General features: G+C 31.9%; 9 protein-coding genes. 2 read left to right on the top strand and 7 right to left on the bottom strand.

The window, feature by feature from the left end; translation table 11 throughout:
- From HALO113_RS00980 to HALO113_RS01000, 5 genes are all read right to left on the bottom strand, one after another.
- Positions 1–1,350 carry a restriction endonuclease subunit S gene (locus HALO113_RS00980; RefSeq protein ID WP_159777243.1) on the bottom strand — a complete coding sequence of 450 codons (1,350 nt, stop codon included), beginning with the start codon at positions 1,348–1,350 and terminating at the stop codon, positions 1–3.
- Positions 1,343–2,965, bottom strand: a complete 1,623-nt coding sequence (locus HALO113_RS00985; protein WP_159777244.1) for a class I SAM-dependent DNA methyltransferase — start codon at positions 2,963–2,965, stop codon at positions 1,343–1,345. The genes HALO113_RS00980 and HALO113_RS00985 overlap by 8 nt, the downstream gene beginning before the upstream one ends.
- A gap of 554 nt (positions 2,966–3,519) precedes the next feature.
- Positions 3,520–3,825 (bottom strand): GIY-YIG nuclease family protein, encoded by a 306-nt coding sequence (locus HALO113_RS00990; RefSeq protein ID WP_159777245.1) that lies wholly within the window; start codon positions 3,823–3,825, stop codon positions 3,520–3,522.
- A gap of 2 nt (positions 3,826–3,827) precedes the next feature.
- Positions 3,828–6,893, bottom strand: coding sequence for a type I restriction endonuclease subunit R (locus tag HALO113_RS00995; protein WP_159777246.1), 3,066 nt, complete (start codon positions 6,891–6,893; stop codon positions 3,828–3,830).
- 386 nt (positions 6,894–7,279) lie between these two features.
- Entirely contained in the window at positions 7,280–7,894 is a 615-nt protein-coding gene (locus tag HALO113_RS01000; protein ID WP_236554558.1) for a hypothetical protein, read from the bottom strand.
- A gap of 605 nt (positions 7,895–8,499) precedes the next feature.
- Here HALO113_RS01000 and HALO113_RS01005 point away from each other — a divergent pair.
- Positions 8,500–8,688, top strand: coding sequence for a hypothetical protein (locus tag HALO113_RS01005; protein ID WP_159777248.1), 189 nt, complete (start codon positions 8,500–8,502; stop codon positions 8,686–8,688).
- Between the two features lie 255 nt (positions 8,689–8,943).
- Positions 8,944–10,077, top strand: a complete 1,134-nt coding sequence (locus tag HALO113_RS01010) for a hypothetical protein (protein ID WP_159777249.1) — start codon at positions 8,944–8,946, stop codon at positions 10,075–10,077.
- A gap of 95 nt (positions 10,078–10,172) precedes the next feature.
- Here the strand turns inward: HALO113_RS01010 and HALO113_RS01015 are convergent, their stop codons facing one another.
- Together HALO113_RS01015 and HALO113_RS01020 are read right to left on the bottom strand one after the other, a co-directional pair.
- A complete protein-coding gene (locus tag HALO113_RS01015) occupies positions 10,173–11,366 on the bottom strand; it encodes a serine protease (RefSeq protein WP_159777250.1) in 1,194 nt (397 codons plus the stop codon).
- 2 nt (positions 11,367–11,368) lie between these two features.
- Entirely contained in the window at positions 11,369–14,170 is a 2,802-nt protein-coding gene (locus HALO113_RS01020) for a hypothetical protein (protein WP_159777251.1), read from the bottom strand.
- Positions 14,171–14,266 lie beyond the last annotated feature (96 nt).

The following is a 14,266-nucleotide window of genomic DNA, read 5'->3' on the forward strand; positions in this document are numbered from 1 at the left end:
CTAACCCTTTTTATATGCAACCTTATCCTCAGCAACCATACTTAACTTGTCATCCTGAGCCTGTCGAAGGATCTCATCACCCACCGTAACCTGCCCATTCATCAACATAGGCAGTAACCAATCGCGTAACGATGCGAGTTCTTGGTTTTCTTTTAGATTATTTTCGATTTGATTGTAAAATGACGAAACTACTTTGTTATAAATTTCTTTTAATTCCTTAGTACAATCTAAAATTTTAATATCAGAAAAATCCCCTTTATTCATATTCACTAAAACAGCTCCTTGTTTTGCTGTTGAACTGTTAAATTCAAAGAATTTTTTTAAAGCATTTAATAAAAAATATCTATTATAAGCTTTAGTTATTGAAATTGAATTAATTTGTTGATTTGTCTGACATTCTTTACCTACTATCCCTATAACACCAATAGTACCAATACATGAAACACAAATATCGCCAGGCCTAAGATATTTTGATGACTGACTATCTGCTCCAAGTTTTGTTAATGTTCTTTCACTATTAAATATATATAACTGTTTTCTAATGTCATCAATTGTTACAAAAGGAATTTCACCTCCAAAATACTCTTCAACTGCGGTAGAAGGAGTTTTTCCTGTCACAATATTATTTTCAATATCAATTAATCTTTTAACCTCCCACCCTACAGGAATCTCCCTCTTCAACTCTTCATTGTAAACCATTTTACCACCTGATGACTTATATGGCTTTCCATTAGCATCTGGAAAATCAAACTGTACAAACCAATAATCATAAAAGGTTTTAGCCATAGCTTCTAACTCCATATTGATTTTGTTGTTTAACTCAATTTTAGCATCTAAATCAGAAAGAACTTTGGCGATTTTTTGTTGTTCAGCTAATGGAATTAAAGGAAATTCTAATTTTCTAAAATTTGTTGTAGCTTGTGCTAAGGCTGGAACTCCAACATGATTTTTAAATGAAAGAAGTCTTTTTTGACCTTCATTCGTATGAAAGTAGTATGTAAAATATGCAGGATCTACTTTGTCAGCTTTTAAAGTAACTTTAAATTGACTTTGGGATATTACATAATTATCATATAATGAATTTTCTGGAATGAATGCAATTTGACCTAGGGTCCCTCGGTGTGTAATAACAATATCACCTCTTTTGACATTTGCTTTTTTTAATGACTTGGCCTTTTCTAGAGTAACATAATTGAATGATTCCTCTGTTAATCTCACACCAGTAACATTAGAGCCGTTAAGAACAGGAACACCTTTGTCTACAAAATTATCTACCTTTATATCTGAACCAAATGGCCCCATTGAAATTTCATCAATTAGTTCATTCATTTCAATCATAACTCTACTCATACATCAATCTCTTCAAATTATTTTGAATTTCATTTTCCAAAATTTTGCTTTTGTTAAATAAGCTTTCTAAATTGCTTTCAAAGGTTTTCATTTTACTAGTAAATTCATCAGCGGTAATATCCACATATTCAATTTTTACTTCAAAATATTGCCCGGCACTTAAACTGTAGTTCTTCGCTTTAATGTCGTCATAACTTACTACTACCGAGAAATCGTCAACAGCTACCTTATCGTTAAACGTTTTAATAATGTGTTCTTCTTCTTCGGGTTGCAATACCGTTTTTTGGTTTTTGCCTTCTTTTATGGTAACGCCTAATTTAGAGGCATCTATCAATACCACATCGCCTTGGTTTTGTTTGTCTAAAAAGAGTACGGAAACGTTGGTACCCGTAGTTGCAAAAATATTACTTGGCATGCTTACCACACCTGCCAACATTTTACGGGCTACCATTTGTTCGCGTATTTTTTTATCAATACCACTTTGTGCGGTAATAAAACCGGTAGGCACTACAATAGCGGCTTTTCCGTTATCAGTCAACGAGTGCATAATGTGTTGCAAGAACAGCAAATAAATCGCCATGCTTTCTTTTTTGGCTTTGGGTACATTAGGTATGCCTGCAAAAAAGCGGTCGTGGTTTTCTTTGGTATCTAACTCATCACGGTAATCTGAAAAATCCAATTTAAAAGGAGGATTACTCACGATGTAATCAAACTGTTGCAATTGGCCGTTTTTATCTTTGTGATATGGATCTAAAATGGTATTCCCTTTTACAATATTCGGTATCGAGTGCACCAAATTGTTTAAAATCAAGTTCAAACGCAACAAGTTAGACGATTTTTGCGAAATATCTTGCGAATACACCGTACATTTATCTTCTCCAATTTGATGGGCTAAATTCATTAACAAAGTCCCCGAACCCGCACTTGGATCGTAACAGGTAACACTGTGTACTTCTTCGGTTACTAAACAACGCGCCATAATTTTAGCTACAGCATGTGGGGTAAAGTATTCGGCATATTTTCCACCGCTATTGGTGTTGTAATCTTTAATTAAGTATTCAAAAATAGTCGCATAAAAATCAAACTTTTCATGAAAAATATGCTCAAAACTAAAGTTCACCAATTTGTTAATGATGGCTTTGCAAAACTCATCACGTTTATCGGTAACGTATTTACTAATGTTTTCAAACAATACAATTTTCTCGCCACCTTCTGTCATTACCGAGAAGATTTCACTATTTGCAGCAGCAATAGCCAACAAAGTAGTATCAAAAAGTTCCGCAAATTTAGGTTCGTTTTGACGTTCAAATAAACTTGAAATTAACTGCTCGGGTTTTATGTTTGCCGTGCTTTCACTCATTTGAAGTGTTAGCATTTCTAAATCATCCTCCGTTAAATTACGAAGTGTATCTTCCCATTTTTCAGCATTGGCAATGGTAGGTTCTAGTTCTTTAATTTCGTGAACAAACTTGTCGTTCAAGAATTTATATAGAAAAACTTGGGTTATAATTTTAAATTCGTTTCCGTCATTTCCCAAACCATAATTAGCACAAACGCTTTTTAGTTCGTCTATGAGGTTTTTGGTTTGCGTTTCAAATTGTAAACTAGTGGTCATTGTTTTTTTGTTTTTTATTTTTTTTGTTCTCTTTTTATTCTTTTCATAATCTTGTCATGCCGAGGTAACGAGGCATCTCTCTCCTTTGCCCTTCACTCTTTTTTGTCCTGCTGACGCTAGGAAGCATCTAGTTTCCTCCTTCGTCGGAATGACAAACAAGGGGAAAGTCAACGAGGCATCTCACAGAATTGTCCTGCTGGCGCTAGGAAGCATCCCTCTCCTTTGTCCTTCACTCTGTTTTGTCCTGCTGACGCTAGGAAGCATCTAGTTTCCTCCTTCGTCGGAAAGACAAACAGGGCGTCTGGATTCCTCCTTCGTCGGAATGACAAACAGGACGTTCCTCCTTCGTCGGAATGACAAACAAGGGGAAAGTCAACGAGGCATCTCTCTCCTTTGCCCTTCACTCTCCCTTGTCATGCGCTCTCCTTTGTCATGCTGACGCTAGGAAGCATCTGGATTCCTCCTTCGTCGGAATGACAAACCCAACGGAATGACAAATAAAGCGTAATGACAAATAAAGCGTAATGACAAACAGGATGCATTGATAATCTTTCTTAATACGCAATAAACGCCATGTCTGGATTCACTTTCCGTATTAGTGCGTCCTTTTTCTCTCTTCTCCAACCTTTTAATTCTTTTTCCCGAGCAATTGCCTCCTGTATCCAGGTAAACTTTTCATAATACACCAAATACTTTACATTGTATCGGGCTGTAAAAGACTTCGTTTTTTCAGCAATACCTTTTTCGTGTTGTTCCAATCTCACTTTCAAATTATTGGTTACACCAATGTATAACACCGTTTTGTTCACATTAGTGAGTATATAGACAAAATAAGTATGAAAGCCTTCTCCTTGTAACATAATTACGCCACTCTTCCGTAAAATTCGTTCATATATTCTTTTACAATCATATGATTGATGCGTTTAGATGTAGCGGCATCTAATGCAATATGATTTTTATTTTTGAATTGATCTATTAAAATACGAATCATCATTTTTTCTGCAAAGCTTTCATTTTCTAATACTTTTGCATTTTGCATGATTTGATTGTCGATTTCCTTTTTCAATCCTTGCAAGGCTTCAAACAGCTTACTTTCACTATCTGTTAACGGATCTTTTTCCATTAATCGTTTGTGCAAACGAGCGTATTTTTCATCATTATCATATTTGGCGCGAAGTAACGCATTTTTGCGTTCTAATTCTTTGGCTTTATCATAAATTTCTTGAAGTGCTTTGATATTCGCTTCCATTTCTTCTTTGGTCACTTCACTTAAATTTTTCTTTTTAAACAAGCGTTCCAATTCTTCTTTCAAGGAAACAAAATGCGGGTCTTTTTGGTCAAAATTACCTCCAAGCATTTCTCTCGTTTTTTGAAGCGTGTTTTTCAATTCATCAGCCAAAACCATTTCTTCTTCTTTGATTTTCACAAAGGCAAATAAAACGTCTTCTAAAGCTACATTCAATAAATTGGTGGTATCTACATTTTGCTCTAGAGCTTCTTTGGTATTGATTAATGCCAAATGATTATTAGCTTCACGCGATAAAATGGTTAATTTATGAAAATCGAGTTGTTGCAATAATTCATAATTTCCAGAAAGTCGGATTAAGTTGTACAAACTCTTCGCATTATTCAAAACACGTGTTAACTTCAACATGTCTGTTCTATTGCTAATTTGAGAAATTTGTTGTTGGAAGATTTCAGCATTTGAAGTATCGTAATGAAACAACACGTCTTTTATTTCCTTTATTTCTTCTTTAATTTCTTCAGCCGATTTAAAAAGATTAGAATAATGCACCATTTCATCACCTAACTCTTCTTGCAACTCATTAAAATAATCGCGATTGGTTTTGTCAAACTCTTTTTGAATGTCGGCAAAATCCACTACATAACCATAACGAAAATCTTTGTAGGTTCTATTTACGCGTGTTAAGGTCTGTAATAAATTATGCGCTTTGATTACTCTGCCCACATATAGTTTTTTCAATCGTGGGGCATCAAAACCAGTGAGCAACATATTGTACACAAACAACAAATCAATCTTTCCATCTTTAAAATCTTCTACCCGGTCTTTTCGCTCTTCTTTTGTACCAATGTCGTGCAATATAACCGCTGCCGATTTTACTTTGCTCTCTTCTAATTTTTGGTTTCCATACGATGTTTTATCTTCTGCAGCAATATTGAAAGATTGCTTTTGAACTTGATATTTTGCTTCAAAAATTTCATACATCATTTTAGCTTGATCGGAAGAATCACAAACCACCATTCCGCCAATAGAATTATCATTAAACGAAATTCTGGCTCTTTCAAAATCTTGCACAATGTAATCTAACATGGGTTCCACAAAACGATGATGCGCATATACTAGCGTTTTGTCGGCATTCCCTTTTAAAATGTCAATAGACTCTAAAGCCTCTTTTAATTTTAATTGGTAATTGGTTTCAATTTCTTCACGAATCAAACGCAAAGTATATCCATCGGCAATAGAAGAATTGTAGTAATATTTGTGAATATAACTACCAAATAAACTTCTTGTATTGTAATCCGTTCCTAATAATGGTGTACCTGTTAAGCCAATTTTAATGGCATTCTCATCTGATTCTTTTAGATTTGCTAAGAAACTACCTTTAGGGTTATAACTGCGGTGTACTTCGTCTAAAAAATACACACGTTGAATATTTAAATTGTAATCGGTATTTTGAACGACATCAGGATCGTCTTGAAACTTTTGGATATTTACAACTGTAATTTCAGGTTTTCCTGAGCTGTTATGAATAACAGAAGTGGTTTTAATGTCTTTTGCAAACTCTTCACGCGAATTGATATTGTGTACCACCAATCCTCTACTTCTAAATTCTTTTCCTGCTTGAATGAGTAAATCAATTCGATCTACAATAAAATAGAACTTTGGAACTACTTTCTTCGATTGAAAATAACGTGTTAAATATTTGACATTATAATAAGTTAAAGCTGTTTTACCACTTCCTTGTGTGTGCCAAATAATGCCATTTTTTACACCTTCTTCTAATTTCTGCTCAATAGCTTTTGTAGCAAACAATTGCGGATAACGCATAATGTGCTTTTGCAATCCTTTGTTATCTTTTACGTAAGCAAATCCAAATTGCAAAATAAACGCCAAACGTTCTTTTTGAAATAACGACGTACAAATGCTGTTCGTTGGCGATTTAGGATTTTTATTCGTTAAAAACTCAGGAGAATTTTTTATACTCAATAAATTATTATCCTTTAAAACAACGTTTTCTAAATCGTCTTCAACCGTAGATAAAAGCGATTCTAAATCAAAGGTTTCTTCTTCTCTAAAATAATTGAAAATGGGCTTATAGTAAGAAGTTGTCGAATAAAAAGCACCTTGTAAAGGTTGCAATGCATGGTCATCGTATTCCATGTTATTGGAGAACACCATAAACTGCGTTAAGTTGATAAAAGGTCGGAATTTTTTATTTTGAAAACGTGTTTGTAACCTTTTATGTTCTGCTTGAATCCCATCTAAATTATTTGGCTTTTTAACCTCTATAAAAACCAATGGCAATCCGTTTATCAAAAGTACTATATCAGGACGAAACTCGTCTTCGTCTTTTTTATACGTCAATTCAGTAACAACATGAAAAGTATTATTTTCAAAATTCTCAAAATCTATTAATCGAATCCCTGATTGATCAATTAGTTTTTCATAAAAAACTTTTCCTAAATCTTCATTTTCTAAAGTAAGCGCTAATTCCGCATAAAATTTATCGGCTTCTGCTTCATTAAGTTCATGATTCAAACGAAGTAGATTTTCTTTAAAAATATCCGTAAAAATATTGGTTGACACATCCCATACCTGATTTTTTAAAGAAAGATATTGATACCCTAAACGTATCAAATGCAGTATAGTAGGTATCTTGACTCTTGAATCTTCGTTGAATTTCATTCATTTACAATGTTAACTTTCAAACTTAGCAAAAAATATTGGTATAGTCAATAAGTATTTCTACCTGTTTTTACAAAGATAAAAAGGATATTAAAAAGAAGTTTACGGAAAACCGTATTTAGTAACTAGTGATTAGTAACTAGTGATTAGTAACTAGTAATTAGGAGTTAGTAATTAGGAGTTAGTAATTAGTAATTAGTAATTAGTAATTAGGAGTTAGTAATTAGTAATTAGGAATTAAGAATTAGTTGCTAACATATGAACACCAACCCAAACCTCACAACCCACAACAGACAACAGATAACAGATAACAGACAACCACCAACCCACAAAAAAAACTCCCTGCCACCACAGCAAAGAGTTTTTTAATAACTACATTCCAAAGTTTACAAAACCTCTAAAACATGCAGTACGTTAAACGATTCATTTTTCAACGAATACTGCACCCCATTAATCTCTTGGTAAAACGTGAGCGAAATTAAAAACAATTGCACACCAGTACCCGTAGGAACACTCGTAGGCGTTAGAGTAGGAGAACTAGCCGTTAAGTTAATCGGTACATTTACCACAGGGCTGTAGCGCAATTCCGAAACCTCAGTTTCAAAATCAATAGCTAACACCGCACTTTGCAAACTCACATGCGTGGCACCTTGAGGCAATTGCAATTGCTCAGCAGGTACAAAATCAACAATACTAACACTTCCTGTAGTCGTGTCTAAATCATAAGAAGCATAAAACACACTCTTAAATGGCGCATTACCATTAAAATCAAACCCTTTTAAAGCCAGTTTCCCCTCAGTAGAAGTTAAACCAATACTCACTTTACGTTTGCCCCTAGCAGAAACCGTATCCAAGTTTTTAACACGAGACATCATACCCAGTAAGCGACTCGATAATTGACTGTCCTTAGCCTTAAAAACCAAACTTCCTAAAGCCAAGCGCAACACCTTGCCACTGCTACCGCTATGCCCAAATTCGGAGTTATTCTCTCTCGTGCGCACAAAATTGTCCTCACTCTCAATGCGCTCTTTAGAAATTCCCCCTTTTCTTCTCACAAAAGTTCTACCGTCTTTTTTGTAGAAAGTTAAGTCTTCAACTGTCCCTTCAATTTTGATAATACCATTAGACTTGGCCATAATTAAAAAATTTAAAATTTATACTATGATGATCTCAAAATCACCCGCCTAACCAAAATCAAGCACAATGCCAAAAAGCCAAAAAAGAAACAAGCCATTGCCGTAAAAGGTTGATATTGCCTTTTTTGCCGAATAATACCAAAAGCATTGCTAAAAAAATGTTAATAGATAATTCCTACAAAAAATTGGAATAATTATTGTTTTCACAAAAAAATACAAAGCCGTATCAAAGCCGTATCAAAGCCGTATCAAAGCCGTATCAAAGCCGAGGATAAGTGGACTATAAAGTACGGAAACTGTTATAATATAAAAAAGATACAAAAAAAAGAATGATACCTCATTCTAGCAAAAGCATTAATTCGCCCTGTTAATACAATTGCATTTAAAAAAAAGACACTATTTCAAAAGAATAGCCATACAAACAAAATAAAAACAAAAAGCGAATTATAATTCTTTAAACAACAGTAAACATGAAAAGAGTATGTATCTACCCAAAAGACATTCAAAGAATAACAGGGAAAAGCGAAAGACAATGCAGAAATATTATAGCAAGAATTAAAAAAGAACTACAAAAAGAAAAACACCAGTTAGTAACTATTCAAGAATTTTGTGACTACATGGGTTTAGAAAGCACTTATGTACAACAATTTATAAATTAACACTAATTACAAACAAAATTGTATTTTAGCAACTTGTTTGTATTTTTGTTTTTAGCCCTGTTTTTACAAAGATGAAATGTAATACACCAGAAAGTACCTTTACAACAATACAAAAACAAAGCGCACAATAAAAAAAGACAGCATAAAAAAACAATTTGGGTAATAAAAACAAACTTTTGATACTATTCATAGATATATCAAAAGGCACATCCCGAAAAGCCTCAAAAGAGTAGGGTAATTTTACAAAAATAAAACATGAAAAAACAAATTGTAAAAGGAATCATTATTTCCTTTTTAGTGCTGTCTTTGCCAAGTTGCGAAAAAGAATTCGAAGACAATGCAACCACTACAGCCAAAGCAGAAGAACCCTTAGCCAGAGTACAAAACCAAAACGGAATACTCATATTTAGCGATTATGATGAATTAGAAGCAGTAAATGCACGATTAGCTTCATTACCTTTTGACCAACTCGACATTTGGGAAAATCAAAACAATTTTCTATCACTTGCCTCCATAGATAGAAAAATTAATGAAGCCGAAGTACAACACCAAGAAACCTTTTTTAAAGGACTCAATCCAGATCTTACAGTAGCAGAATACCAGTCTTTAGGATATCGCTATGAACACACAGCCATTTATAAAAACTATTTAAACAAAGGCACGATTGTTAGAAACATAGAAACAGATGGATCGATTTCAACCGAATTAGCAGTCAAAAATCATGGTTATCTAAACGTTCTGAACTTTGAAGGAAAAGTTATAGTAGGAAATGAATTAGTATGGTTTGCAGATGATGGTACATTTGTGTATAAAAAAAATAGTACAAATTTGCTACGTAAATCAAGTATAGATACCCATGTGGCCTCTAAATTAAACGGACAATACAATTTCAACAAAGGAACAGGAAATAGTAGCAATAGATGGATAACAGATCCAGCTAAAGGAAGCAATTATAGATATTATGGAAAAGTAATTTTTACTTCTAGCTTTACAGTATCTTCCTTAAGCCAAAACTTTTACTGGGAAGCTAGAGCAGAGCAAAAAAAGTTTGGAAACTGGAACACCAGAAACAACTATAATCCCATTTGGGGTTGTGCAGCCAACTGGTCTTATGATTACTGGATTATCTACCCAGGTGCAGGCTTTGGTACTGTAAGAGATGGAAGCATGTATCCACTACCTAATTCATCAGGAAAACCCACTTCCCCTTATTATGTATCCAATTTAAATACCAATTATACAGTAAGAAGTTTGCAGTTTTCAAGTATGTACACTATAGTTCCAGCCAGTATAGGATATTCTTTCTTTGATAATGTAAGAGTTTACAACTACAATTTCGTGTTTAAATATTCAGGAGGCGCTTCGGGATATAATTATACAGCGTATTAATAACTAACTTTTTTAAAAATCAATTAAAAGGAACTAAAAAGCATAAAAAAAACCGCAAAGTTTTTACTTTGCGGTTTTTTAGGTTACAGAAAATATTATTCTAAAAAACGTTCTATTCTCATTACTTTCTCACCTTTACAATAGGGTATTTTACATACAGGGCTATAATAGCAATTGCCATTATATATATAATCTACTTCTCCAGAAACTAATACGCCAATAACTTTATGAGTATAAAAATTAAAAACAGGCGAACCAGAGTTACCTTGAAAACTATCTAAAGAGGTATAAAAATAAAAAGGGTTAGTATTTTCTTCTATAAATGCATTTAACGCCACTTTTAAAGGTAAACCAGTGGGATGACCAATCATATAAACTTCACTTTCTTTTGCTACTGCGACAGATGAGTTTTCCCATTCTAAAGCAACTTTATCAAACTCACGATCAACAGTAAACTCAACTAGATCTAAATCAAGATTTTTTCTCAATATTGTTTTGGGAAAATAGATATCTTTCGCATTGAAATAATAATCTGTAGCTCCTGTTTTTGCTACTAAAATTTTATATCCAAAAACCACTATATAATCTTTTATATCTCTTTCAAAAACATGATTTGCAGTAATCATTGATGTTTTTGAAATAATGAATGCAGTACCAATCCCAGAAACAGGTTGATTGTAAAATGCTTGGTCACTACATAAATTATATAACTTGCCTAGTGTTTTTGAAGTATCTAAAAGATAAGTATCTTGAGCAAATTGTGTAAGATTCTCTTTTTCTATTAACATAGCAACAGATTCACTCTTGGTAAGTAACTGAAATTGCCAGTCACTATTTGGATTAAGTTGTAAAAGTTCAATTCGACTATCAAATTGAGAAGGGCCAGATAAACGAACCGTTGTATTACTATTCTCAAGATTTGTAGCATAATTTTTTTCAACAGCTGAAATTAATAACGAATCAATAGGCTTACTATCTTGTTGAGTTGTTTTGGAATTATTTTGTGCTTCCGTTTTACTTTCAATATTACCTAATTGCTGATCGATTTGTTGTAATAAATTTTCTTTTACAATAAATTCGGCATCGTTATGTAATAATTTTGCTTCATTACTTAAAACTTTTATGTGAGTTTCATCAACTTTTATTTGATTAATATTACTTTCAAATATTTTTTTATCAAGTATCATTTGCATCTTTTTTTCATCTATTTGTTTTTTTTCTTGATTTTGAGCATTAACAAGACTAAACAAAGGAGATGTTAGAAGATATATATAGAAAATAATTCTCATTTTTAATCTTTGTATTTCCCTGAAAGGGTTAATAAGGGAATATCAATAGTAATACCTAAATTTAATCTATAAGAATCAACAGATATAAAATCGTTAGTACCATTGGGAATATCTCTCAATTTAGGTCCATATTGGAATCCTAAATTAATTGTAAAAGGAGAATTTCTAAAACCGTACACACCATATAGACCAGGAGAAAAGATATCATTAAAATTAAAATCGGGTAGTGTTTCAGTGTCCTTTTCATCATCTAAACGTAAACGCACCGGAGCAGCAATATCAATTACAGGGATAAAAAGACCAAAGGTACCACCTTTTATTCCTGAGCACCAAGGTTGAATGTAGAAACCTATAGGTGCTGTAAAACCAATATTGTAAGCAGTATCTTGATCTTCTGAAAATTCAAAACCTCCTATTATACCTGGAAAAGAATTAATGGAATAATAACTTGTAGCACTTTCTTTTAATGAAGAGCTTCCTACTGGTAATGCAAAGGCATCTATAGCCTTTTCAACATCTTCTGCATTGGATGCAAGCGAAATATCATTAATAAAGTGAATAATTTTTAAGGCTTGTGTATCTTTTAAAACATCGTTATTATTGATATAATCAGGAATAAAAGCTATAAACAAATCATTTAACTCTCTTTCAATTGTTAAGGTGTTATCTTCTTCATGAAATATTTTAGTAGTAAAGAGAGATTCTGTATAGGTATCTAGTTTACTTGCAAAATATTTTTGTACTGTTTCTGATTGTCCTTTATCTTTTAAATACTGAATAATTTCTGTTTTTATTTTTTCTGTATTAATACCAAAATGAATTAACACATTTGTTCTATTTTTTTTTATCTCATTTTTTACATTTTTAAGTGCTTCTTTAAAATCTGAAACTTTCTCTTTTTCACAAAGTATATCTAAACTCTTTTTTAAATCATTTAAATTAATATTATCGCTTAGTTTTAGACTAATAATTTTTAAAGGGTTTTTTAATTCTTTAATAGCATCGTTATTAATTTCTGGATCAAATGATTTACTAATTGTTACTAGATCCATTTGCCCTTCAAGTAATATTTTAGTTTTATATAGATTGACTTTGACTTCTTGTTCCGTGTTTTTTAACCACAAAGGAATTTCAATGGCTTTTATAACAGCATTGGCATACTTTTTTTCATGTAAATCCAGCACTAAATCATTTGCACTAGATGAAATAGAAAAGTAAGGAATTAATTTTTGTTTGAAATCATAGTCTAAATTATTTGGTAAAGCAATTACACCATAATCGTTTTTTAAAAGTAAATCTGCAGTAGCTACTACTTCTTCGGTAAAACCTAAAATGTCCTTAATAAAATCATGTATTTCAATATAGGCTATAGTTTCATTATTTTTATTCTTCTTTTTAATTGATTGTGCAGTAGTATGAATTTTTTCGGCATATTTTACCACAGAAATCATATTGTCTTTTATAAAATAAAAATCTTTTATTCCTGATTTAATAGCATCTACTGTTAAAACACTCATTATATTTTTTATATCTAATTTAGAAATAGAATTGTCTTTCTTTCTGAAATCAACAGTAAAATATTTTAAATTTTGTTGGTGTAAAAAACCAAAATATAAAAAATAAAAGTTAGTCTCATTGCCATAATTTGAAATAAAATCAATACTAGCAAATTTTTGTTCACCATTATCTACAACGGTTAAACTATAAGCTAACATAGAGGCTAATCGCAAGCTTTGCGCAATATTATATTTGTCCTTATTTTCTGGATTATTTCTCCAATTAACCAAAGCCCTGCTATTTTCTAAAAGTTCAAAATAATCTACTGGGTTTTTAATTTTGGAAAGTTGCGAAAGTACTTCAAGACCATCAAAAGCAAACTCTAAATCAGGCTTGTCTTTAATATAGTATTGTATTTTAGGCAAATCACGTAAGTTTTTGGTATTTTCTAATATTGTATTTAAATCTTGTTCAATGTATTGTTTCAATTCATTTGTGAAATTTAATAATTGATTGGCATTAAAACGTTTTAGATAATTAGTTGTTTTAGGTAAAATAACAGTTAATTCCTGACTATAATTTTCTGGAGTAGGATTTTCTAAATACGTTCTTATTTTATCTATAGCATGGAGGGTTAATTCTTCTTTTATACGTTTTGCTAAAAAACGACTCAAGCCATCAATAATAGTTTCAAAAGCTAAATCACCACCTATAAAAGGTAATGATTTTTGAACAGAAGATTGATAATTATACTGAGCCAAATAATCAATCTGATTTTTATTTAATTTCTCATACTTATCTTTAAACAAAGTAATGACTTCTACTAAATAGGGATTGTCAGAACCATAAAGGGTTTTAATTTTTTCCAAATAATTAAAATCAAAAGCATATTTTTTATTGAAATAATTAATTCTAGAATTTTGTAAGTCATCTTGAATAGTTTTAAGGTCATCTTTTACAGTATCAATTTTGTAATCGTTGTTTATTGTAATGTTATTTTTTGAAAAAGAGTTAAATGCTTTTTGTGCATTTGTATATCCAGTATCACTTTTAATAAGCTCATCATTAATAGATGTATTTACCTGAAGTGTTTCTTTTTTAGTATCTTTTAAATAGGATTTAAAAATAGCTATTACCTTTTCTCTGTCTGTGTTAATTTCTTCTAATCGAGTATCTGGATTAATTGTACTATAATCTTTTCTTAATAGGTCAATTAATATAGCGGCATCGCCCATAACTGGAGCCGATTTCTGACTAAAAGTGACACAAGTAATTAGGAATAGTAATAAAGCAATTGTTTTTTTCATGTTGTTTTGGTTTTAGTTCCTATTATGAGTTATAAAATTACAATTTCAGCTACATCTTATAACAGGTATTTTTACCTGTTTTCCGCCTTTGTATGA

The organism is Flavobacterium sp. 9AF, assembly GCF_902506265.1.
Classification (GTDB): domain Bacteria; phylum Bacteroidota; class Bacteroidia; order Flavobacteriales; family Flavobacteriaceae; genus Flavobacterium.